This is a genomic window from Polaribacter sp. 2305UL8-11 (genome assembly GCF_058147165.1).
In genome coordinates, this window is sequence record NZ_JBYVJW010000003.1 from 33,350 (window position 1) to 53,754 (window position 20,405).

Consider the following 20,405-nt stretch of genomic DNA (forward strand, 5'->3'; position numbering starts at 1 on the left):
TTAATTATATTAAAATGGGAAAATTAAAAGGTTCAAGAGTATTAGTCATTGGAGGAGCAGGATTTATTGGTGGCTTTGTAGTCAGTGAATTATTAAAACACAATGTAAAAGAAGTTGTTATATACGATAATTTTGCACGTGGAAAATCTGATAATATTGTAGAAAGCTTAAAAGACGATAGATGTACGGTTTATCCTTATGGTGGTGATGTAAGAGAAACTGATATTCTTGATACTGCAATGCAAGGTGTAGATTATGTATTTCATTTAGCTGCAATGTGGCTATTACATTGTAAAGATTATCCTCGTACAGCATTTGATGTAAATGTTGGAGGAACATTTAATGTTTTAGAAGCTTGTGTTAAAAACAAGGTTAAAAAATTAGTATCCTCTTCTTCTGCATCTGTATATGGTGATGCAGCTGAGGTTCCAATGACAGAAGCTCACCCATTCAATAATAAAAACTTTTACGGTGCCACAAAAATAGCAGGAGAAGCTATGGCAACTGCATTTAATGATCGTTACGGTTTAGAAGTGGTAAGTTTACGATATATGAATGTTTACGGTCCAGGTCAAGACCAACACGCAGTTTACAGCGGTGTAGTGCCAATTATGTTAAATAAAATTGAAGCTGGTGAACAACCCGTAATTAATGGAGATGGAAGTCAAGCTTACGATTTTATTTATGTAGAAGATGTGGCAAGAGCAAATATAGCTGCATTAGAATCGGATGTTAAAATTGGAAACTATAATGTTGGTACAGAAGTACAAACAACTATAAAGCAATTATGCGACACTATTTTAGATTTAAAAAGGTCTGATTTAAAAGTAAAATACGTACCATATTCTGCAGATGATGCTCGTGCATTAGTACAAAATAGAATTGGCTCACGTAAACGTGCCGAAAACGAATTAGGATTCTTATATAAGGATTCGTTAAGAGAAGGATTACAAAAATTAATCGACTGGAGAAAATCAGTTGGTATAGACAAAGCATAAGCATCATGAATATTCCACTAATAAAACCCTTCATTACTCAAGAAATTAAGGATAAGGTTATTGAAGTTCTTGAAAGCGGTTATTTAACTGAAGGACCAGTAACTAGAGAATTTGAAAACAAATTAAAAGATTATCTAGGGTGTAATTATTTAATGGCTGTAACTTCAGCTACTACAGGACTAGAAATGGCTCTTAGAGCCTTAAAAATTGGTCCTGGAGATGAGGTTATTGTTCCAGATTATACGTATCCAGCAACTGCATCTGTTGCACCAATTGTTGGTGCTAAAGCAGTTATTGTAGATGTTGCTAAAGAAAATATGTTAATTGATTATGATGCTTTAGAAGCGGCAATAACGCCTAAAACTAAAGTGATTATACCAGTATCATTATTTGGTGCACCTTTAGATTATGATAGATTAAATGCTATTAAAAAGAAGCACAATTTATACATTATTGAAGATGCAGCTTGTACTATTGGTGCAGATTTTAAAGGCGAAAAGGTAGGTAAACAAGCCGATATTACGGTATTTTCTTTACATCCAAGAAAATTTATTACTACTGGTGAAGGTGGTGTGGTTACCACACAAAGTAAAGAATTAGCAGACTGGATGAATTCATACAAACATTTTGGTATGGACATGACTGGTGCTTCTCGCGAAGGTATTCATTTTAGTAATATTGGAACCAACTACAAGTTAACCAATTTACAAGCAGCAGTTGGTCTAGGTCAATTAGATCATATAGAAGTATTGCTTTCTAAACGCATAGAGTTAGCAAATAACTACGAATCAATGCTTAGAGGAGTAGAAGGTGTTACTTTAACTCATTTTTCAGACAAAGAAACTTGCGCATCGTGTACCTGTGATACTAAACAATGTAAACATTCTTATCAAACTTTTTCAATTTTTGTAGAAGATAGAGATCGTATTATGACAGAAATGCGAGCTAAAGGCATAGAAGTTCAAATTGGAACCTATTCTTTACACATGCACGAAGCATTTCAGAATAATCCTTTAGTAGAAATTAAAGGAAATATGGAAAATAGCCTATGGTGTTATAAACATGCATTAGCATTACCATTGTACAACGATTTAACTCCTGAATTACAGGAACGTGTTGTTACAGAATTAAAAGCTTGTTTATAGTATGTGTGGAATTGTAGGTGTTTTTAACGTTAACCAAGAAACTGTTTATAGAGACCAATTAAAATCTATGGCAGAACAAATAGCCCATCGTGGTCCAGATGGACATGGGTTTTTTGTAAAAGAAAATATTGGTTTAGCGCATAAACGTCTAGCCATATTAGACACAACAGATAAAGGTGCTCAACCAATGAGCTCTAAAAGTTTAAAATGGACTATTATTTTTAACGGTTGTATCTACAATTTTTCAGAGTTAAAACAAGAGTTAAAATCTAAAGGACATACCTTTAATTCTGAAACAGATACTGAAGTTATTTGTGAAGGGTTAGATGCTTACGGCACAGAATTCTTTGAACGTTTAAACGGCATGTTTGCAATTGCAGCTTGGAATAATGAAACAAAAGAATTATTTTTAAGTCGTGATCGTTTTGGAATTAAACCTCTTTATTATTGGTTCAATGGAAAAACCATTTGTTTTTCTAGTGAAATAAAAGCTATTATAAAGCACCCTAATTACAAAATGGATGTAGATTTAGATGCTCTAAACGAATATTTTACATTTCAAAATGTTTTTTCTTACAACACTTTATTTAAAGGAGTACATATGTTGCCTCCTGCAAATACTATCAAAATTGATAGTTCTTCAACTTTTGTAAAACATAATTCTTGGTGGGATTATGATTTTACGAAAACGGATGAAAACATGTCTTTTAAAGAGGCGAAAAAAGAAACCAAACGCTTGTTTAAACAAGCAGTGACAAGACAAATGATTGCAGATGTGCCAGTTGGCTCATATCTTTCTGGAGGTATGGATTCAGGGTCAATTACAGCTGTAGCTTCAAGTCATGTAGATAGGTTGTCAACATTTACTTGTGGGTTTGATATGAGTGAAACCACAGGAAGAGAAGCAAATTTTGATGAGCGAAGAGATGCAGAATTAATGGCAAATCACTTTAAGACAGAACAATTTGAACAAGTAATGAATGCTGGAGATATACGTTGGTCTTTACCAAAATTAGTGTATCATTTAGAAGATTTACGTGTAGGGATGTCTTACCCTAATTATTATATTGCACGTTTAGCATCAAAATTTGTTAAAGTTTGCCTACAAGGAACAGGTGGAGATGAGTTATTTGGAGGCTACCCTTGGCGTTATTATAAAGTATTTGATTCTTTAAATCAAGAAGAGTTTTTTAATCAATATTATGATTTCTGGCAACGACTTGTTCCTGATACAGAAAAAAAAGAACTTTTTACAAATGAAGTTTTTGAAAATATTGATATTGACGAACCTCGAAAAGTTTTTGAAAGAGTATTTACCTTTAATGATAAATTAAAATATGATACCCCTGAGCAGCATATAAACAATTCATTATATTTTGAAATTAAAACTTTTTTGCCTGGACTTTTTCTAGTTGGAGATAAGTTAGCAATGGCGCACGGTTTAGAAGAACGTTTTCCTTTTATGGACAATGATTTGGTAGATTTTGCAATGAAAGTTCCAGTAAAACATAAATTAGGTAATTTAGAAAAAGAAATAGAAAAAATTGATGAAAATCAAACTGCTACCAATAAGAAAACAATTTCATATAGAGAGTTTGATGATGGAAAAAATGTGTTAAGAAAGGCGATGATAGATTTTATTCCAAAAGAAATAATCAATAGAAAAAAGCAAGGTTTCTCTGCACCTGATGAAAGTTGGTATAGAGGTGAAAATGCAGAATATGTAAAAGAACTGTTATTGTCTGAAAATACAGTAAGTACCAAGTACATTAAAAAAGAATATATTTATAAAATTGTAGATGAACATATCAATAAAGGAATTAACCACCGATTATTAATATGGTCTTTTATGAATTTTGAATGGTGGTGTAAAATATTTATTAATGGAGAATCTGTTTAATAAATTAAAAAAAATATTTCATTTAAAAAGATTAGAAATAAAAACTAATTATAACCGTGTTCTACCCTTTAATGAGTTATTAACTGATAGATGGGAAAAAGCAAAATTTCTTGGTTTTGGAGAAGGAACAAGTATATATGATAGTTCAATAGTACTTGGAGAAGTAAAAGTAGGAAAAAACACTTGGATAGGAGCAAATACAGTATTAGATGGTTCAGGAGGGTTAGAGATTGGGGATAATTGTTCAATCTCTATTGGAGTTCAAATTTATAGTCATGATTCTGTTGCTTGGGCAATATCTGGAGGTAAAGAACCTTATGTTCATAAAAAAACCATTATTGAAGATAATTGCTATATAGGTCCTAATACCATAATATCAAAAGGGGTTCAAATAGGTAAAGGATCTATTGTAGGAGCAAATAGTTTTGTAAATAAGTCAATTCCTGAAGGGAGTAAATATGCTGGAAACCCAGCCAAAAAAATTTAATATGATTGAATTAGAACCAAATATAGAAAAAGCATCAGTTCAAATCTGTAGCAGATGTATATATGATGAAAGGGTTAATGCAATTACTTTTGATGATAAGGGGGTTTGCAATTACTGTAAGCAAATTGACAGTTTACAGAAAGAATATGGTACTGGAACAGAAAAAGGAAATAAAGCACTAAAGTCTATCATACAAGAAGTAAAAAAATCAGGAAAAGGAAAAAAGTATGATTGTGTAGTGGGCGTTAGTGGAGGTACAGATTCGTCATATATGTTGTATTTAGCTTTAAAATGGGGTTTAAGACCATTGGCAGTTCATTATGATAATACTTGGAATAGTGCTATTGCAACTGAAAATATTAGAAAAGTACTATCAGCATTAAATGTAGATTTATATACACATGTTACAGATAATAAAGAATCGGATGATATCTTTAAATCTTTTTTTAAAGCCAGTGTTGCAGAAATTGAAGCATCCACAGATTTAGCTTTAGCGGAAACGATGTATAGAGCAGCTTCTAAATATAGTGTTAAATATGTTTTTGAAGGACATTCTTTTATAACTGAAGGAATTACACCTGTAGGTAGAAATTACTTTGATGGTAAGTATATTCAATCCATTCATAAAAAGTTTGGGTCTTTAAAAATGAAAACTTATCCATTAATGACCTTTTCAAGATTCTTATATTGGACAGTTTTTAAAAGAATTAAAAAAATTAGACCCTTTTGGTATATTGATTATAATAAAGAAGAGGCTCGTGCCTTTTTAGAAAAAGAATATGATTGGGAATACTATGGAGGTCATCATTTAGAAAATAGAATGACTGCTTTTTATCATAGCTTTTATATGCCAAAAAAATTTAACACAGATTTTAGAAATAATACACTGTCTGCAAAAGTTAGAATGGGTAAAATGACAAGAGCAGAAGCTTGGGAAGAATATAATACAGAACCTCATTTAGAAGAAGATTTATTAGATTATTTTAAAAAACGACTATCTTTAAAAGAAGAAGAATTTGATGAAATAATGAGCAGACCTTCCAAATCTTGGTATGAGTTTCCTACCTATAAAAAACGATTTGAAAAATTAAGACCTCTTTTTTTTACATTAGCCAAAGCTAATTTAGTGCCTATGAGTTTTTACTTAAAATACTGTTTTCCATCAAAAAAAAATTAAATTGATATGATTACAATTGTAGATTATGGTATGGGAAATTTAGGTTCTGTTTTTAATATGTTTAAGAAGATTGGAGTAGAATCTAAAATTACCTCAAATTTAGAAGAAATTAAAAAGGCAGAAAAGATATTATTACCTGGTGTTGGTTCATTCGATAATGCAATGAAGAGGTTAAATGAATCTGGTATTAGAGTAATTTTAGATGCTAAAGTTATTGAGGAAAAAAAACCTATTCTAGGTATTTGTTTGGGGATGCAGCTATTAACTTTAGGAAGTGAAGAAGGGAAAGAAAAAGGTTTAGGTTGGATTAATGCTAATACAAAGAAATTTCAGTTTTCTAAAGAAAAGAAATTGAAAGTACCTCATATGGGTTGGAACATAGTTGCTAATGCAAACAAAAGTAAATTGACAGAAAATTTTGCAGAAGAACCAAGATTTTACTTTGTACATTCTTATTATGTTGAAGTAGAAAATCAAGAAAATGCTATTTTAAAAACGAATTATGGTTTAGAATTTGATTCAGGAATCCAACATAACAATATTTATGGAGCTCAATTTCATCCAGAGAAAAGTCATAAATTTGGGATGAAACTATTTGAAAATTTTGCAAAAATTTAAACTATGCTTCAAACTAGAGTAATTCCTTGCCTATTACTAAAAGATGATAGTTTAGTAAAAACGGTTAATTTTAAAAAACCAAGATATATAGGAGATCCAGTAAATACTGCGCGTATTTTTAATGAGTTAGAAGTAGATGAATTGGCTGTTTTAGACATCACTGCCACTAATAATAAAAGACAACCAAATTTTAAAATTCTTTCAGAATTAGCAAACGAATGTTTTATGCCTTTGGCTTATGGTGGAGGAATTAGAACTTTTGAGGATGCAAAAAAAATGTTTCAAATAGGCATAGAAAAAGTAATTGTAAATACGATTGCTTTTGAAAAACCAGAATTTATAACGCAATTAGCTTCTCACTTTGGTAATCAGGCAATTGTAGCCTCTATTGATGTTAAAAAGAATATGTTTGGTAAATACCAAGTGTATTCAAATTCAGGAAAAACAAAACAAAAAGTAAATGTAATTGATTGGGCTAAAAAGCTAGAGCAATTAGGAGCAGGAGAAATTTTATTGACAGCAATTCATCAAGAAGGAACTTGGAAAGGTTTTGATATTGAATTAGTAGAAAGTATCACAAATATAGTAGACATTCCTGTAATTGCCAATGGCGGTGCTGCAAACCTAAAAGATATAGAGGTAGTTGTAAAAAAAGGAAATGCGTCAGCTGTAAGTTTGGGTAGTATGGTGGTTTATCAAAACAAAGGAATGGGCGTTTTGGTTAATTTTCCAGACAATCAAAAATTAAAAAAAGCGTTGAATGGTTAATAAGAAAGTAGCCTTAATTGGCAATATGAATAACAATTTCAGTGCTTTTTGTAAATACTTAATTAATAATGGTATTGATGCAACGCTATTTCTTCTAAATAATGACTATTTTCATCCATCACAAGATTCTTTTAATAATGAATGGGAGTCATATACACATCAATTAAAATGGGGATCTATTGAAACTTTTACGCCATTTTTTTTTAAAGAAATAAAAAAAAAGTTCTCTAAATTTGACTTCTTAGTTGGATGTGGAACAGTACCAGCTTTTTTTTACAAGGCTGGTTTAAAATTAGATATTTTTATACCTTATGGTTCAGACTTATACAGTATCCCTTTTTATAAAATAATAAATCCTAAAAGACAAATTTTAAGCTTAAAAATTTCGAATAATCAAAAAAAAGGAATTAAGGAAGCTGCTTCTATATTTATGGCGCCTACAGGTGGTCTTTTAGAAAAATCTCTTAAAAAAATAAAGATAGCATCAAAAGTTTATCAAGCTGGTGTACCAATGGTGTATTACAAAGACTATTATTCTTCTGATTTTAATAAAATGAAAGAAGATTCTGATGTCTCAAAAAAGATGATGGAATTAAAAAAACAGAATAAAATTATTGTTTTTCATAATTCTAGGCATTATTGGAAAACTAAAGAAGATTATTATTCCATTAAAAATAATGACTCTTTATTCAAAGGTTTAAAGCTATTACTGGAAGAAACAAAAAAAGAGAACAGGTTTCATATAGTTACTTTTGAATATGGTGTAGATGTAGATGAATCAAAAAAATTGATTAATGAATTAGATATTGAAAATTATGTAACTTGGCTTCCCAAGTCTAATAGAAATGATGTAATGATAGGTATGAGTTTGTCAGATATTGTTGTGGGAGAATTATATCATAGTTACTTTTCTTATGGTGTTATATATGAAGCATTGGCTTTAAAAAAATTAATAATTCACAAGAGAACAGATTCTCTATATGAAAATTATTATGATGAGCTATACCCAATGTTGTATGCTGATGACCCTAAATCAATAAAAAATATTCTCTTATCTATCCAAGATAAACCAGCATTGTTAAAAGAAATAGGAAATAGTGGATTTGATTGGTTTGTAAAAAACATGGTCAATCTACCAGTAAACACTTTAAAATCATTACTAGAAAACTAATGAGTTTACTCAAGAAGAGCTTAAAAGATACTGTTTTTTATACAATAGCAACTGCTGGTGGTAAAGTGGCGAGTTTGTTAATCATTCCGTTTTTAAATACACTTTTAAGTGTAGAGAAATTTGGAGAGTATGATTTGTTTTTAATTGCTTCTAGCTTTACAATACTTATTATTGGTTTTGGTATAGATTCTGGTTTTGCAATTCTAGTTTCAGAAAATAAAGATAATAAAAGACTTTTAGGTTATCTTTTTACAAAGTCGTTACTAATTTCTGTTTCAGCACTTATATTTTTAGCTGTTTTAGGCTACTTAATAAATTTATACAATCATTTTTTTAATTCTTATATTTTATTCTTATTAGTATTGTATGTAATGTTTTCTTACATTACATATGCAGTATTTAATTTTATAAGATGGATTGGTAATTCTAAAATGGCAGCATTAATCAACTTCGTATCTTCTGTTTCAGGAATACTTTTTGGAATTACCTTATTATATTTTTATGAAAGGGTTATCGAAAGTCTTTTTCTAGGAATGGTTATTGGTAGTTTTTTAGGAGCAGTTTTAAGTCTATTAATTATAAAAGAGTATTTAATTTTTAGAAATGTTGTGGGTGGAAAAAAGAAATTAAAAGAATTATTTAAAATATCTATCCCTTTTGTACCTACATATCTATCAAATTCTTTTTCTGCTTTTGCAGATAGATTTATTATTTTAACCTTTATTGGCGATATTTATTTTATTGGTTTGTATGCCTTACTTTATAGAGTTTCTCAAATAGGAAGTTTAACAGTTACCTTAATATCTAAAGGTTTTTTACCTGTAATGTACCAAAATTATGAATCTGAAAATGGTAGAAAATTTAATAAAAAAGTTTTTGATTTATTTGTTATAGTATTAATTCCTGTATTCATTTTTATAATTTTATCAAAAGAAATCTTAATTAAAATATTAGGGGGTGCAAATAGTCAAGATTATCTTATTTATGCGCATTTATTACCGTCTATTTTTTTAAGTTCTATTATATTTTCAGGTATGGCTATAAATGGTTTTGGTTTTACGATTAAAAGAAAAACCGTTTATGTGTCTATTATATCAATTTTTGGAGTACTAATTAATTTTATTATTTGCTATATATTTGTACCTACCTATGGTTTTCCAATTATTATTACATCCACTATCTTATCTTCAATTATTTCAGCAAGTATTTATACTATAATGTCAGAAAAATTATTTAAGTTCAACTATAATTTGAAAATAATGGGTGCTATTTATTTATTACTCTTTGTAATAAGTCAAATATTTATTTATAAAAATTAAAAATAGAAATAATGTGTGGTATTGCTGGTTTTATAGATTTTAATAATACAACAGACCAAAATGTATTAAATTTAATGATTGATACGCTTTCTCATAGAGGACCTGATGGAGATGGAGTAGAAATTGTTAAAAAGAAAAATTATACATTAGGATTAGGTCATAAAAGGTTATCTATAATAGATTTAAGAGCGTCAGCAAATCAACCAATGAACTTTGGGAGTTTAAAAATTATCTTTAATGGAGAGATTTATAACTATAATGAAATTAAAGAAGAATTAAAAAAAATAGGACATAGTTTTAAAACTGATTCTGATACAGAAGTTATTTTACACTCATTTAAAGAGTGGGGAGAAAAATGTGTAGATAAGTTTATTGGAATGTTTGCATTTTTAATTTTTGATGAAGAAGCTAATGAAATATATATTTTTAGAGATAGAGCAGGGGTAAAACCTGTCTATTATTATGAGGATGAAGGATTGTTTTTGTTTTCTTCAGAATTAAAATCTTTTCATCAACATCCAAATTTTAAAAAAGAAATAGATAATGATTCTGTAGGTATGTTTTTTAAGTATGGCTATATTCCAGAGCCATATTGTATTTTCAAAAATGCCAAAAAGTTACTTTCGGGTCATTTCTTAAAATACAATTTAAACACTCAAAAAAAAGAAGTTCTTAAATATTGGGATGTTAATACATTTTATAAAGAAGAAAAACTTAATATAACAGAAGAAGAAGCACTCTCTAAATTAGAATCTTTATGTAAATCTGCTTTTCAATATAGAATGGTTTCTGATGTACCAGTTGGGGTGTTTTTAAGTGGAGGTTATGATAGTACTTTTGTAACAGCTTTACTTCAAAAGAATCAAAAAGAAAAAATTAAGACGTTTACTATTGGTTTCGAGGAAAGTGAATATAACGAAGCTACTTATGCTAAAGAGGTTGCAGAGTATTTAGGAACAGAACATTATGAATATTACTGTACGTCTGAAGATGCAAGAAAAGTAATTCCTTTACTACCAAAGATGTATGATGAACCTTTTGGAGATAGTTCTGCAATACCAACATATTTAGTAAGTAAGATGGCTAAAGAAAAAGTAACTGTAGCCTTATCTGCAGATGGTGGAGATGAAATTTTTGCTGGATACAATAGGTATAAAAATATAGTTGGGTACTATAAAAAATTACAAAAAATCCCCAAAATAACGCAACCAATCTTAGGTTATTTTTTATCTAAAAAAGTTACACACCCTATTTTTAATTTATTTTTTGGAAAAAAATCAAAATCATATTATGATGGCTTGTCAGCTGTGTTAAGTTCAAAAGGAAATTTTAAGGAAATAGTAGAGATGTCCGTCACTAAAATGAGTACTTTCGAAATAAACAAAGTATTAATAAATAAATTTAAAAGTAAACCTAACAATTTTAAAAAGGCTAATGAACAATACAGTTTATTAGACACCTGCTTATCTGTAGATTATGGAACATATTTGGTTGATGATATTTTAACAAAAGTAGATAGGGCTGGTATGGCAGTTTCCTTAGAAGGTAGGGAACCACTTTTAGATCATAGAATAATTGAGTTTGTATCTAAATTACCAGATAATTTTAAGATTAATGGCTCTGTTCAAAAGTATCTTTTAAAGAAATTAACACATAAGCTAATACCGAAAGAGATGTTAGACAGACCCAAAACAGGTTTTTCAATCCCATTGATTAATTGGTTTAGAGAAGATTTAAAAAAATTATTACTAGAAAGTTTGGATGAAGATAGAATAAAAAAGCAAAACCTATTTAACGTAAGTTATATTAGTAGCGCAAAAAAAGATTATTTAACTGGTAATAATGAGTCATTTTATTTTATTTGGAATATGTTAGTTTTCCAAATGTGGTATAAAGAGTGGATGGAATAACTTAAAAAGAATGGCTTTTAAATCAAACAAATTTATTTTTACAGCGTCTGTTGGTGTTTTTATATTTTTACTTACTTTAAGTTTAAGTTTTTTATTTTATTACTCATTATTTATAGTTATTGGGAAAATTATTTGTTGGAAACTATCGTCTAATAAAGACGAAAAAAAAATATTATTAAACTTATTCTATATTGTTTTACCATTTTATGTTTTATATTCTTTTATTGCTTATCAAGGTTATTTATTAGAGAATAGATTTTTTATTTTTTCAGATCAAATTTTTTTTTATTCAAATATTGAAGAGTTAATATCTACATCTAATTCTTTTTGCGATGTTTTTAAAAAAACGATGATAGAAAGAATTCATTATGATTATGAAGGCTATTTTTTATTAGCAGGAACTGTTGGTTATTTTGCGGAAAACTATTTAGATGGTAATAGTTTATTTATTCAATCAATACTCGTTAGTTTTTTTTCAGTATTAATCAACATATATTTAGTTAAAGTTTTATGCTTTTATATCCCTAAAAATAAGGCATATAAATATGCACTTCTTTTTGCTTTTTGCTCTCCAATACTATATTATTCTCCCTGGATTTTAAGAGATATGCCAATTGCGCTTTTCTATACAATTGCATTTTATTTAATACATAAAAAATGGAATGTATTTAATTTTATTACATTTATTGCTTTAATTCTTATAACTATACAATTCAGAACAGAACATGGTTTATTTTTATTAGTTTTTCCCATACTTCATACCTATTTAAACAAGCAATACAATTACTTTATAAATAAGATTTGGCCAATTATATTTTTAATAACGTCTATTGTTTTTATATATATATTTGGATTGTTAATACCACAAATAGAAAAGTCAATTCAGACTATAGAAAGGTATAATAAATTCACCAATGAATCTTTAAATGATGGTTTTGGTGCTAAATTATATAGCTTACCACCTGTTATCAAAGAATTTGTTTTAATGATTAATTCACAAATCACCCCACTTCCACCTTGGGTAAATTTAAATTTTGATCATAGTTGGATAGGTGTAATTATGGGGTTGTTAACATTTGTTTTTGCAGTATATTGGTCAAAAGTTTTTTTAGTGACATTTTTTTCATTGTTTAAAAAGTCAATTAGAAAGAAAACTCCTAAAATAATTCACATCTTTTTGGGTATCTTTTTTTTATTTTTACTTTCCAATGTTTCTAATATAAATGTTAGAAGACTTATTGCTGTTTATCCAATATTTTTTTTAATTTATGTTTATATAAAAGAAAGTAATTATCAAAATTACCTTTATAAAAAATATAATCAATATGCTAATTTGGTGTATTTAACATTGATTATTCTATATATATCAATAAAATCTATTTTATGAGGATATTATGTGTTATAGATAGTTTAGGGTCTGGTGGAGCACAAAGACAATTAGTAGAGTTAGCTAAAGGGTTTAAAGAAAATGGAAATGAAGTTACTTTTTTAATATATCACAATATTATTTTTTTTAAATCGGAATTAGATAAATTTAAAATTGATGTAATTGTGGTAGAGGAAAAAAATTATTTTAAAAGAATTTTAAAAGTTAGAAAAAAGATTAATGAAATAAACCCAAATTCTATTTTATCTTTTCTGCAAAGTACTAATTTTATTACTACTTTAGCTGGTTTTCCCATTAGAAAATGGAATTTAGTTGTAGGAGAACGATCTGCAAACCCTAAAATATTAAAGTCATTTAAATTACGATTTTTTAGGTTTTTCCATTTATTTACAGATCATATTGTTGCTAACTCTACTGAAAATCTAAAAATTATAAAAAAAGTAAACCCTTTTTTATCAAAAAAGAAAATGTCATGTATATATAATATAATAGATGATATTAATTGGAATTATGATAACAATGATGATGAAAATAAGGATAATGAAAATAAATTTATAATTGTTATTGCTGCTACATACATAGAGCATAAAAATACTATTGGTTTAATTAAAGCAGTAAACCTTCTGCCTTTAAATCTTAAAAACAAATTAGTTATTGAATGGTATGGAAGAATAGGTAATGATAACACTTTTAAAGAATCTAAGAAGTTAATAGAAACCTATAATTTACAATCTTCAATTTTTTTGAACCCTCTTACAAAAGAAATAAAAGAAAAATATAAAAAGGCTGACGCAATAGGGTTATTTAGTTTTTACGAAGGATTTCCTAATACTTTATGTGAAGGAATGATGATGAAAAAACCTGTTATAGCCTCTAATGTTAGTGATGTGTCTTTATTTATAAAAAGAAAGGATTTGTTATTTAACCCAAAAAATATAGATGACATCAAAAAGAGCTTAATAGTATTGCTAAATTTAAATATGCAAGAACTAAAAGAAATAGGTGAGTATAATAATTTTTTAGCCAAAGAATATTTTAATAAAAAAGAAATAGTAGATAAGTATATTGATCTTTTACATAATAACAAATAATTGTTTTCTAAAAAAATAATGATTAAAGTGATATCTTTTTGATGCTTAAATAAATGTTTTAAAAAAATGATAAAGAAAAAAGTACTTTTTGTAGGGTCTTTTAAAGAGCAAGGAAAAGACGGTACTGTTGGTGGTCAAATGTTTGCTTGTAAGTCTTTAGTAAGTTCAGAAATTTCAAATAAAGTAGAATGGATTTTATTAGACACTACAGCAAAAACAAATAGACAAAGAAACTTTCTTTCAAGGTTTTATCCAGCTTTTATAAGGATAATTAAATGTACTTACCATATAGTTTTTTCTAAAGTAGACATTGTTATGGTATTTACATCTAGTGGCTATAGTTTTCTAGAAAAAGGACTTATAATAAAAATAGGATCATACTTTAATAAAAAAACAATAATAGCACCAAGGTCTGGTTTTTTAATTGACGAAATTCAAAAAAACAAGAAATTCAAAAAAAAAGTTAAAAGTATATTGGAAAAGTGTACTTATGTAATTTGCCAAGGAACATTTTGGAAAGAGTTCTTTAAAAATAAATTTAAAACCTCAAAAGAAAAGTTAGTGGTAATACCAAATTGGATTTCTGTAGATTCATATTATTCAAATAAAAAAACTGTAAATTCTCCTATAAAAATACTGTTTTTAGGATGGATTACTAAAAATAAAGGTATTTTTGATCTAATTAATGTAATAAAAGAAATAAAAGACAAAGATTTTATATTAGAGTTAGGTGGTAATGGGGATGAATTTGAAAATATAAAAGAAATCATTTTAAAAGAAGGACTGCATAATAAAGTTAAACTTTTAGATTGGGTATATGGAGAAGAAAAAAAACAGTTATTAGGTAAAGCAGATATTTTTGTTTTGCCTTCATATAGAGAAGGAATGCCAAATGCACTTATTGAAGCTATGTCTTCAAATACGGCTGTAATATCCACAAATGTTGGAGGTATTCCTGATTTAATTACTCCAGGTTTCAATGGTTTTTTAATCGAACCAGGAGATGTTGTAAGCTTAAAAAAAGCTTTATTAAGTTATATAGAAGATAAAGAAAAAATTACATTATTTGCAGAAAAAGCTTTAATTCATGTTAAAGAGAATAACTCTGTAGAAAGTGTCGTACAAAAATTTAAGAATATATTTGAATAATAAATTAAGGTTTATTCAAAAAAATAAATTTATGAAACAAATATTACAATCCTTTAAAACAGGAGTTACAGAATTAGCAGAATTGCCTTCACCTAAAGTAAAATCTGGACAAGTATTAATTCAAACTACTAGAAGTCTAGTTTCTTTAGGTACAGAACGTATGTTAGTTGAGTTTGGTAAAGCCTCTTTAATACAAAAAGCAAGACAGCAGCCAGATAAAGTTAAAATGGTTTTAGATAAAATAAAAACAGAAGGCTTAATGCCAACTATAGAAACTGTTTTTAATAAATTAGAACAACCATTACCATTAGGTTATTGTAACGTTGGTAAAGTTGTTGCTGTTGGTAAAGGTGTTACAAATTTTAAAGTTGGAGATAGAGTAGCTTCTAATGGACAACATGCAGAATTTGTTTCTATCCCAGAAAATTTGGTAGCACATATCCCAGACAATATATCTGATGAAGAGGCTTCTTTTACAGTAATTGGTTCCATAGGTCTACAAGGTATTAGATTGGTAAATCCAACTATGGGAGAAACAGTTGTAGTCATAGGTTTAGGTCTTATTGGGCTTTTAACAGCAGAAATGTTAGTGGCAAATGGTTGTAAAGTTATTGGTTACGATTTAGATGATGCTAAAGTAGAAATTGCAAAAAGTAAAGGAGTTCTTGCTTTTAATCCTTTAAAAGGAAATGATCCAGTTAAATTTGTACAAGAAAATACAAACGGAATTGGAGCAGATGCAGTATTAATTACAGCATCAGCAAAAACAAATGAAATCATATCTCAAGCTGCTAAAATGAGCAGAAAAAGAGGTAGAATAGTTTTAGTAGGTGTAATTGGATTAGATATTTCTAGAGCAGACTTTTATGAAAAAGAACTAAGTTTTCAAGTATCGTGTTCTTACGGACCTGGAAGATATGATGATGATTATGAATTTAAAGGAATAGACTATCCACTACCATTTGTAAGATGGACAGAAAAAAGAAACTTTGAAACTGTTTTACAATTAATTTCTTCTGGTAAATTAGAAGTTAAAAACTTAATTTCTGAAGTAATTCCTTTAGATGATTTTGATAAAATATATGGAGATATAGGTAATTCTAAATCCATAGCCTCTATTATAAAATATAATGAGAATAATGTTCCAGAACATACTATTGTTGTAAATAAAAAAGAAACTTCTCCAACAAAGGGAGGGATAGGAATTATTGGTGCAGGTAATTTTACAAAAATGACAATGCTGCCAGCCTTAAAAGGCACCAATGCAAATATAAAACATATTGTTTCTTCTGGTGGTGTTAATGGTACAGCACTAGCGCAAAAGCACAATATTGCACAAAGTACTACAGATTATGATCTGGTTTTGGATGATAAAGCAGTAGATTTGGTAATGATTACCACACGTCATAATTTACATGCAGATATGGTAATTAAAGCTTTAGATAAAAACAAACATGTTTTTGTAGAAAAACCATTAGCTTTAAATAATGAAGAATTAGAGAAAATACAAGAAAGTTACCAAAACAGTAAAGGAACTTTAATGATTGGTTTTAATCGTCGTTTTTCTCCACACACTCAAAAAATAAAATCACTAATAGGTAATGCACCTATGAATATTGTTGCAACCATGAATGCTGGAGAAATTCCATCAGATGTTTGGGTACATGATATGAAAATTGGTGGAGGTAGAATTGTTGGTGAAGCTTGCCATTATTTAGACTTAATGGTTTTTTTATCTGGTAGTAAGATAAAATCGGTTTGTATGAATGCTTTAGGAGAAAACCCTGCAGAAAATACAGATAACGCTTCTATTTTAGTAAAAATGGAAAACGGTTCTACAGGAGTTGTAAATTATTTTGCAAATGGCTCTAAATCTTACGCTAAAGAAAAGCTAGAAATTTTTTCTCAAGAAAAAGTTTTGGTAATGGATAATTTTATAAAAACTTCAGGTTATGGAGTAAAAGGTTTTTCTAAATTAAAAACCAAGTTAGATAAAGGACATAAGTCACAATTTGGTCAAATAGTCGAAAAAATAAACCAAGGTTCTGTAGAATTAATTCCTTACGAAGAATTAATAAACGTTACAAAAGCAAGTTTTGCAGCGATACAAAGTTTAAAAGAAGGTGCTTGGGTAACTGTAGAATAGTCTATTATAATAATTATGATACAGAAATTAAAAAAAATAACAAACCTCCTTTCCAATATGGGAATGAGGTATGTTTTTTTTAGAATATTTTATACATTAAAAACTAAATTAGGGGGGCAAAAAAAAACGTTTCCTATTCAGCCAGATTTTAAAGAATACACAAATTTAAAAAATTGGAAACAAAATTCACCTCCCTTTTTCTTTTACGGAAAAGAAATTAATGGATTAAAAAAACAACCTAGCGAAATACTTAAAAATAACTTAGAAGATTTAAAAAATGGGATTTTTACTTTTTTTAATAAGACTAAAATTGATTTAGGTATAGATTACGATTGGCTAACTAATCCATTAACAAATTATAAATATGATATTGATAAACATTGGTCTGAAATTCAAGATTTATCAAGCGAAGCTGGAGACATTAAGTATGTATGGGAAAAGGCTCGATTTTCTTTTTTATATGATGTAATTCGTTATGATTATCACTTTAATGAAGATGAATCTGAATTTGTTTTCAAAGAAATTGAGGGTTTTATTGATAAAAACCCAATTAACCAAGGGCCAAATTACAAATGCAGCCAAGAAACAAGTTTAAGAATATTAAACTGGACATTTGCTCTAAATTATTATAAAGATTCGGAAAACTTAACAAGCGAATTATTTAATAAAATAATGCATAGTATTTACTGGCAAATTCATCACGTATATCATAATATTCATTTTTCTAGAATAACAGTTCGTAACAATCATGCTATCACAGAAACCTTAATGCTGTATCTTTCAGAAAAATTATTTCCTTTTTTTCCAAATGTAAAAAAATGGAGTGTAAAAGGTAAAAAATGGTTTGAGCAAGAAGTTGCATATCAAATTTATGAAGATGGTACTTTTTTGCAATTTTCTATGAACTATCATAGAGTTGTAATACAATTATTAACTTGGGGTATTCAATTGGCAAAGTTAAATAAAGACACTTTTAAACCTGTTGTGTATGATAGAGCTCAAAAATCACTCGATTTTTTAGATGCTTCAAGTGATATAGTTACAGGAAAATTACCAAATTATGGTTCTAATGATGGAGCATTGTTTTTTAAATTAACCAATGATGATTATAGGATTTATACTTCTCAATTAGACGATTTACGAGCTGTTTTATATGGTTATAAATATTCTGATTCCAAAAGTTCATTTTGGTATGGAATTCAGTCCAAATTGAAAAAAAGTAAAGAATTATCTACATTAAATAAATTTGAAAAAAGTGGTTATTATATCATTCAAGATGGCAATACAAAAACTTTTATAAGATGTGGCAGTTATAAAGACAGACCTTTTCAATCAGACAACCTGCATTTAGATATTTGGGTAGATGGTGTTAATTATTTAAGAGATTCTGGTTCGTATAAATACAACGCAGATATTGAAGATGTTAATTATTTTACTGGAGTAGAAGGACATAATACAGTTAGTGTGTCTAAAGAAAATCAAATGTTAAAAGGAAGTAGGTTCATCTGGTATTACTGGGTAAAGAAAGCTAAAGCAACCCTGCTAAAAGAAAATAATGTTTTTAAATTTGATGGGACTATAAATGCATTTCAACAAATTAATCATAATATAGAGCACCAAAGAAAAATAACAAAACCTAGAGGAGATAATTTTTGGGAAATAAAAGATATAGTTACTAATATTGGAAATAGGAAAATATATCAATATTGGCATTTAGATGCAATGTATTTAGATAAAATTGAAATTGTAACTAAAGATAAAAATGGTAAAAAAATAAAACCGTTAATTGAAGAAAAATGGTTTTCTGGCTATTATGGTTTTAAAGAGAAGTCAATAAGACTTACATTTGCCACAGAAGAAAATGTATTTAATACTACAATAAGAATTCATAACTAGATGAGAATATTACTTATTCATCAATATTTTTTAGAGAAAGGAGATGGAGGAGGCTCTAGGTTTAACGAAATGTCTAAAGTTTGGGCTAGTGAAGGACATGATATCATAGTTCTTTCTGGAATGGTTCATTACAATACAGGTAAAAAGGAAGACAGGTACAAAGGGAAATTTACTTATAAAGACAATCAATTTTACCAAAATGTAGATGTGATTCGTTGTCATGTTTCAGAAAGTTACAACGTGAACTTTATTGGAAGACTTTGGGCATATTTTTCTTTTGTGTTTTCTAGTATATATGCAGGTTTATTTAAAACAAAAGGCAAATTTGATGTTATTTTAGTAACTTCTCCACCTTTATTTGTTGGTATAACTGCTTATGCTTTATCTAAAATAAAAAGAGTTCCTTTTATATTTGAAATTAGAGATTTATGGCCAGAATCTGCTATAGATACTGGAGTGTTAAAGAACAAGTTAATTATTAAATTTGCATATTGGTTTGAAAAATTTATATACAAAAAAGCAAAACTAATTAATGTATTAACACCTGCTTTTAGAGATAAGTTGATAAATGATAAAAATATACCCAAAAGTAAAGTTATTTTTATACCAAATGCAGCAGATTTTACTTTGGCAGAAGAAATTCAACAAAACTTTAATGCACAACAATTTAAAAAAGAATTAAATTTAGAAGATAAATTTGTTATAACTTACGTTGGCGCTCATGGGGTTGCAAATCATTTAATTCAAATTATAGATGCAGCAGAAAAACTAAAAGATACTAATGTTGTATTTCAGTTGATTGGAGCAGGAATGAGAAAAGAAATTTTAATAGAAGAAGCGAGAAAAAGAAATTTAACAAATGTTATTTTTAGGGCTCCAGTTTCAAAAAAAGAAGTTTTTAAATATATTTTAGCTTCAGACGCAGGGGCATCTATATTAAAAAAAGTAGACACTTTTAAAACGATATATTCTAATAAAACCTTTGATTATATGTCATGTAAAAAGCCTATATTGTTAGCTATTGATGGTGTTTCTAGAGATTTAATAAATCAAGCAAAATGCGGAGTTTATGTAGAGCCAGAAAACACAAATGCTATTGTTAAAGGTATTAAAGAACTTTTAGATAAAAGTGATGAAGAAATTATTAGAATGGGAGAGAATGGGTATAGTTTTGCGAAAGAACATTTTGATAGAAACCAATTAGCAAAAGAATACTTAAAAAAAATTGTAATAATTTTGTAAA

16 protein-coding genes are annotated in these 20,405 nt (G+C 28.1%); all 16 read left to right on the forward strand.

Annotation, left to right across the window (positions count from 1 at the left end; translation table 11 throughout):
- The first annotated feature begins 14 nt into the window (after nucleotides 1-14).
- Nucleotides 15-998 carry an NAD-dependent epimerase/dehydratase family protein gene (locus ACY2RW_RS03225; protein WP_490121263.1) on the forward strand — a complete coding sequence of 328 codons (984 nt, stop codon included), beginning with the start codon at nucleotides 15-17 and terminating at the stop codon, nucleotides 996-998.
- A 5-nt stretch (nucleotides 999-1,003) separates the two neighbouring features.
- Nucleotides 1,004-2,143: a DegT/DnrJ/EryC1/StrS family aminotransferase gene (locus tag ACY2RW_RS03230; protein ID WP_490121264.1), complete on the forward strand. Its 1,140-nt coding sequence runs from the start codon at nucleotides 1,004-1,006 to the stop codon at nucleotides 2,141-2,143.
- 1 nt (nucleotide 2,144) lies between these two features.
- Nucleotides 2,145-4,043, forward strand: a complete 1,899-nt coding sequence (asnB, locus tag ACY2RW_RS03235) for an asparagine synthase (glutamine-hydrolyzing) (protein WP_490121265.1) — start codon at nucleotides 2,145-2,147, stop codon at nucleotides 4,041-4,043.
- Nucleotides 4,027-4,530, forward strand: coding sequence for an acyltransferase (locus ACY2RW_RS03240; protein WP_490121266.1), 504 nt, complete (start codon nucleotides 4,027-4,029; stop codon nucleotides 4,528-4,530). Before asnB (ACY2RW_RS03235) ends, ACY2RW_RS03240 begins: the two co-directional genes overlap by 17 nt.
- A 1-nt stretch (nucleotide 4,531) precedes the next feature.
- Nucleotides 4,532-5,707: an N-acetyl sugar amidotransferase gene (locus tag ACY2RW_RS03245; protein ID WP_490121267.1), complete on the forward strand. Its 1,176-nt coding sequence runs from the start codon at nucleotides 4,532-4,534 to the stop codon at nucleotides 5,705-5,707.
- Nucleotides 5,708-5,713: 6 nt separating this feature from the next.
- Nucleotides 5,714-6,325: an imidazole glycerol phosphate synthase subunit HisH gene (gene hisH, locus ACY2RW_RS03250; RefSeq protein ID WP_490121268.1), complete on the forward strand. Its 612-nt coding sequence runs from the start codon at nucleotides 5,714-5,716 to the stop codon at nucleotides 6,323-6,325.
- 3 nt (nucleotides 6,326-6,328) lie between these two features.
- Complete coding sequence (locus ACY2RW_RS03255) at nucleotides 6,329-7,093, forward strand: AglZ/HisF2 family acetamidino modification protein (protein ID WP_490121269.1); 765 nt, start codon at nucleotides 6,329-6,331, stop codon at nucleotides 7,091-7,093.
- Entirely contained in the window at nucleotides 7,086-8,264 is a 1,179-nt protein-coding gene (locus tag ACY2RW_RS03260; RefSeq protein ID WP_490121270.1) for a glycosyltransferase family protein, read from the forward strand. Before ACY2RW_RS03255 ends, ACY2RW_RS03260 begins: the two co-directional genes overlap by 8 nt.
- Nucleotides 8,264-9,583 (forward strand): oligosaccharide flippase family protein, encoded by a 1,320-nt coding sequence (locus tag ACY2RW_RS03265; RefSeq protein ID WP_490121271.1) that lies wholly within the window; start codon nucleotides 8,264-8,266, stop codon nucleotides 9,581-9,583. The genes ACY2RW_RS03260 and ACY2RW_RS03265 overlap by 1 nt, the downstream gene beginning before the upstream one ends.
- Before the next feature lie 11 nt (nucleotides 9,584-9,594).
- Entirely contained in the window at nucleotides 9,595-11,493 is a 1,899-nt protein-coding gene (gene asnB, locus ACY2RW_RS03270; RefSeq protein ID WP_490121272.1) for an asparagine synthase (glutamine-hydrolyzing), read from the forward strand.
- A 10-nt stretch (nucleotides 11,494-11,503) separates the two neighbouring features.
- Nucleotides 11,504-12,880, forward strand: coding sequence for a hypothetical protein (locus tag ACY2RW_RS03275; protein ID WP_490121273.1), 1,377 nt, complete (start codon nucleotides 11,504-11,506; stop codon nucleotides 12,878-12,880).
- Nucleotides 12,877-13,971: a glycosyltransferase gene (locus ACY2RW_RS03280; RefSeq protein ID WP_490121274.1), complete on the forward strand. Its 1,095-nt coding sequence runs from the start codon at nucleotides 12,877-12,879 to the stop codon at nucleotides 13,969-13,971. The genes ACY2RW_RS03275 and ACY2RW_RS03280 overlap by 4 nt, the downstream gene beginning before the upstream one ends.
- Nucleotides 13,972-14,037: 66 nt before the next feature.
- Nucleotides 14,038-15,120, forward strand: coding sequence for a glycosyltransferase family 4 protein (locus tag ACY2RW_RS03285; protein WP_490121275.1), 1,083 nt, complete (start codon nucleotides 14,038-14,040; stop codon nucleotides 15,118-15,120).
- A gap of 31 nt (nucleotides 15,121-15,151) precedes the next feature.
- Nucleotides 15,152-17,266, forward strand: coding sequence for a bi-domain-containing oxidoreductase (locus ACY2RW_RS03290; protein WP_490121276.1), 2,115 nt, complete (start codon nucleotides 15,152-15,154; stop codon nucleotides 17,264-17,266).
- 15 nt (nucleotides 17,267-17,281) lie between these two features.
- Nucleotides 17,282-19,162, forward strand: coding sequence for a heparinase II/III domain-containing protein (locus ACY2RW_RS03295; protein ID WP_490121277.1), 1,881 nt, complete (start codon nucleotides 17,282-17,284; stop codon nucleotides 19,160-19,162).
- The gene (locus ACY2RW_RS03300) at nucleotides 19,163-20,404 is read left to right on the forward strand and encodes a glycosyltransferase family 4 protein (protein ID WP_490121278.1); all 1,242 of its coding nucleotides are present in this window, start codon (nucleotides 19,163-19,165) and stop codon (nucleotides 20,402-20,404) included. It begins immediately after the preceding gene.
- The last annotated feature ends 1 nt before the right edge of the window (nucleotide 20,405 follow it).

Coding starts and splice junctions, on each gene's coding strand:
- ACY2RW_RS03230 (WP_490121264.1), top strand. CDS start 1,004: ATGAATATTCCACTAATAAAACCCTTCATTACTCAAGAAATTAAGGAT.
- ACY2RW_RS03275 (WP_490121273.1), top strand. CDS start 11,504: ATGGCTTTTAAATCAAACAAATTTATTTTTACAGCGTCTGTTGGTGTT.
- asnB (WP_490121272.1), top strand. CDS start 9,595: ATGTGTGGTATTGCTGGTTTTATAGATTTTAATAATACAACAGACCAA.
- asnB (WP_490121265.1), top strand. CDS start 2,145: ATGTGTGGAATTGTAGGTGTTTTTAACGTTAACCAAGAAACTGTTTAT.
- ACY2RW_RS03265 (WP_490121271.1), top strand. CDS start 8,264: ATGAGTTTACTCAAGAAGAGCTTAAAAGATACTGTTTTTTATACAATA.
- hisH (WP_490121268.1), top strand. CDS start 5,714: ATGATTACAATTGTAGATTATGGTATGGGAAATTTAGGTTCTGTTTTT.
- ACY2RW_RS03255 (WP_490121269.1), top strand. CDS start 6,329: ATGCTTCAAACTAGAGTAATTCCTTGCCTATTACTAAAAGATGATAGT.
- ACY2RW_RS03285 (WP_490121275.1), top strand. CDS start 14,038: ATGATAAAGAAAAAAGTACTTTTTGTAGGGTCTTTTAAAGAGCAAGGA.
- ACY2RW_RS03300 (WP_490121278.1), top strand. CDS start 19,163: ATGAGAATATTACTTATTCATCAATATTTTTTAGAGAAAGGAGATGGA.
- ACY2RW_RS03260 (WP_490121270.1), top strand. CDS start 7,086: ATGGTTAATAAGAAAGTAGCCTTAATTGGCAATATGAATAACAATTTC.
- ACY2RW_RS03290 (WP_490121276.1), top strand. CDS start 15,152: ATGAAACAAATATTACAATCCTTTAAAACAGGAGTTACAGAATTAGCA.
- ACY2RW_RS03280 (WP_490121274.1), top strand. CDS start 12,877: ATGAGGATATTATGTGTTATAGATAGTTTAGGGTCTGGTGGAGCACAA.
- ACY2RW_RS03225 (WP_490121263.1), top strand. CDS start 15: ATGGGAAAATTAAAAGGTTCAAGAGTATTAGTCATTGGAGGAGCAGGA.
- ACY2RW_RS03295 (WP_490121277.1), top strand. CDS start 17,282: ATGATACAGAAATTAAAAAAAATAACAAACCTCCTTTCCAATATGGGA.
- ACY2RW_RS03245 (WP_490121267.1), top strand. CDS start 4,532: ATGATTGAATTAGAACCAAATATAGAAAAAGCATCAGTTCAAATCTGT.
- ACY2RW_RS03240 (WP_490121266.1), top strand. CDS start 4,027: ATGGAGAATCTGTTTAATAAATTAAAAAAAATATTTCATTTAAAAAGA.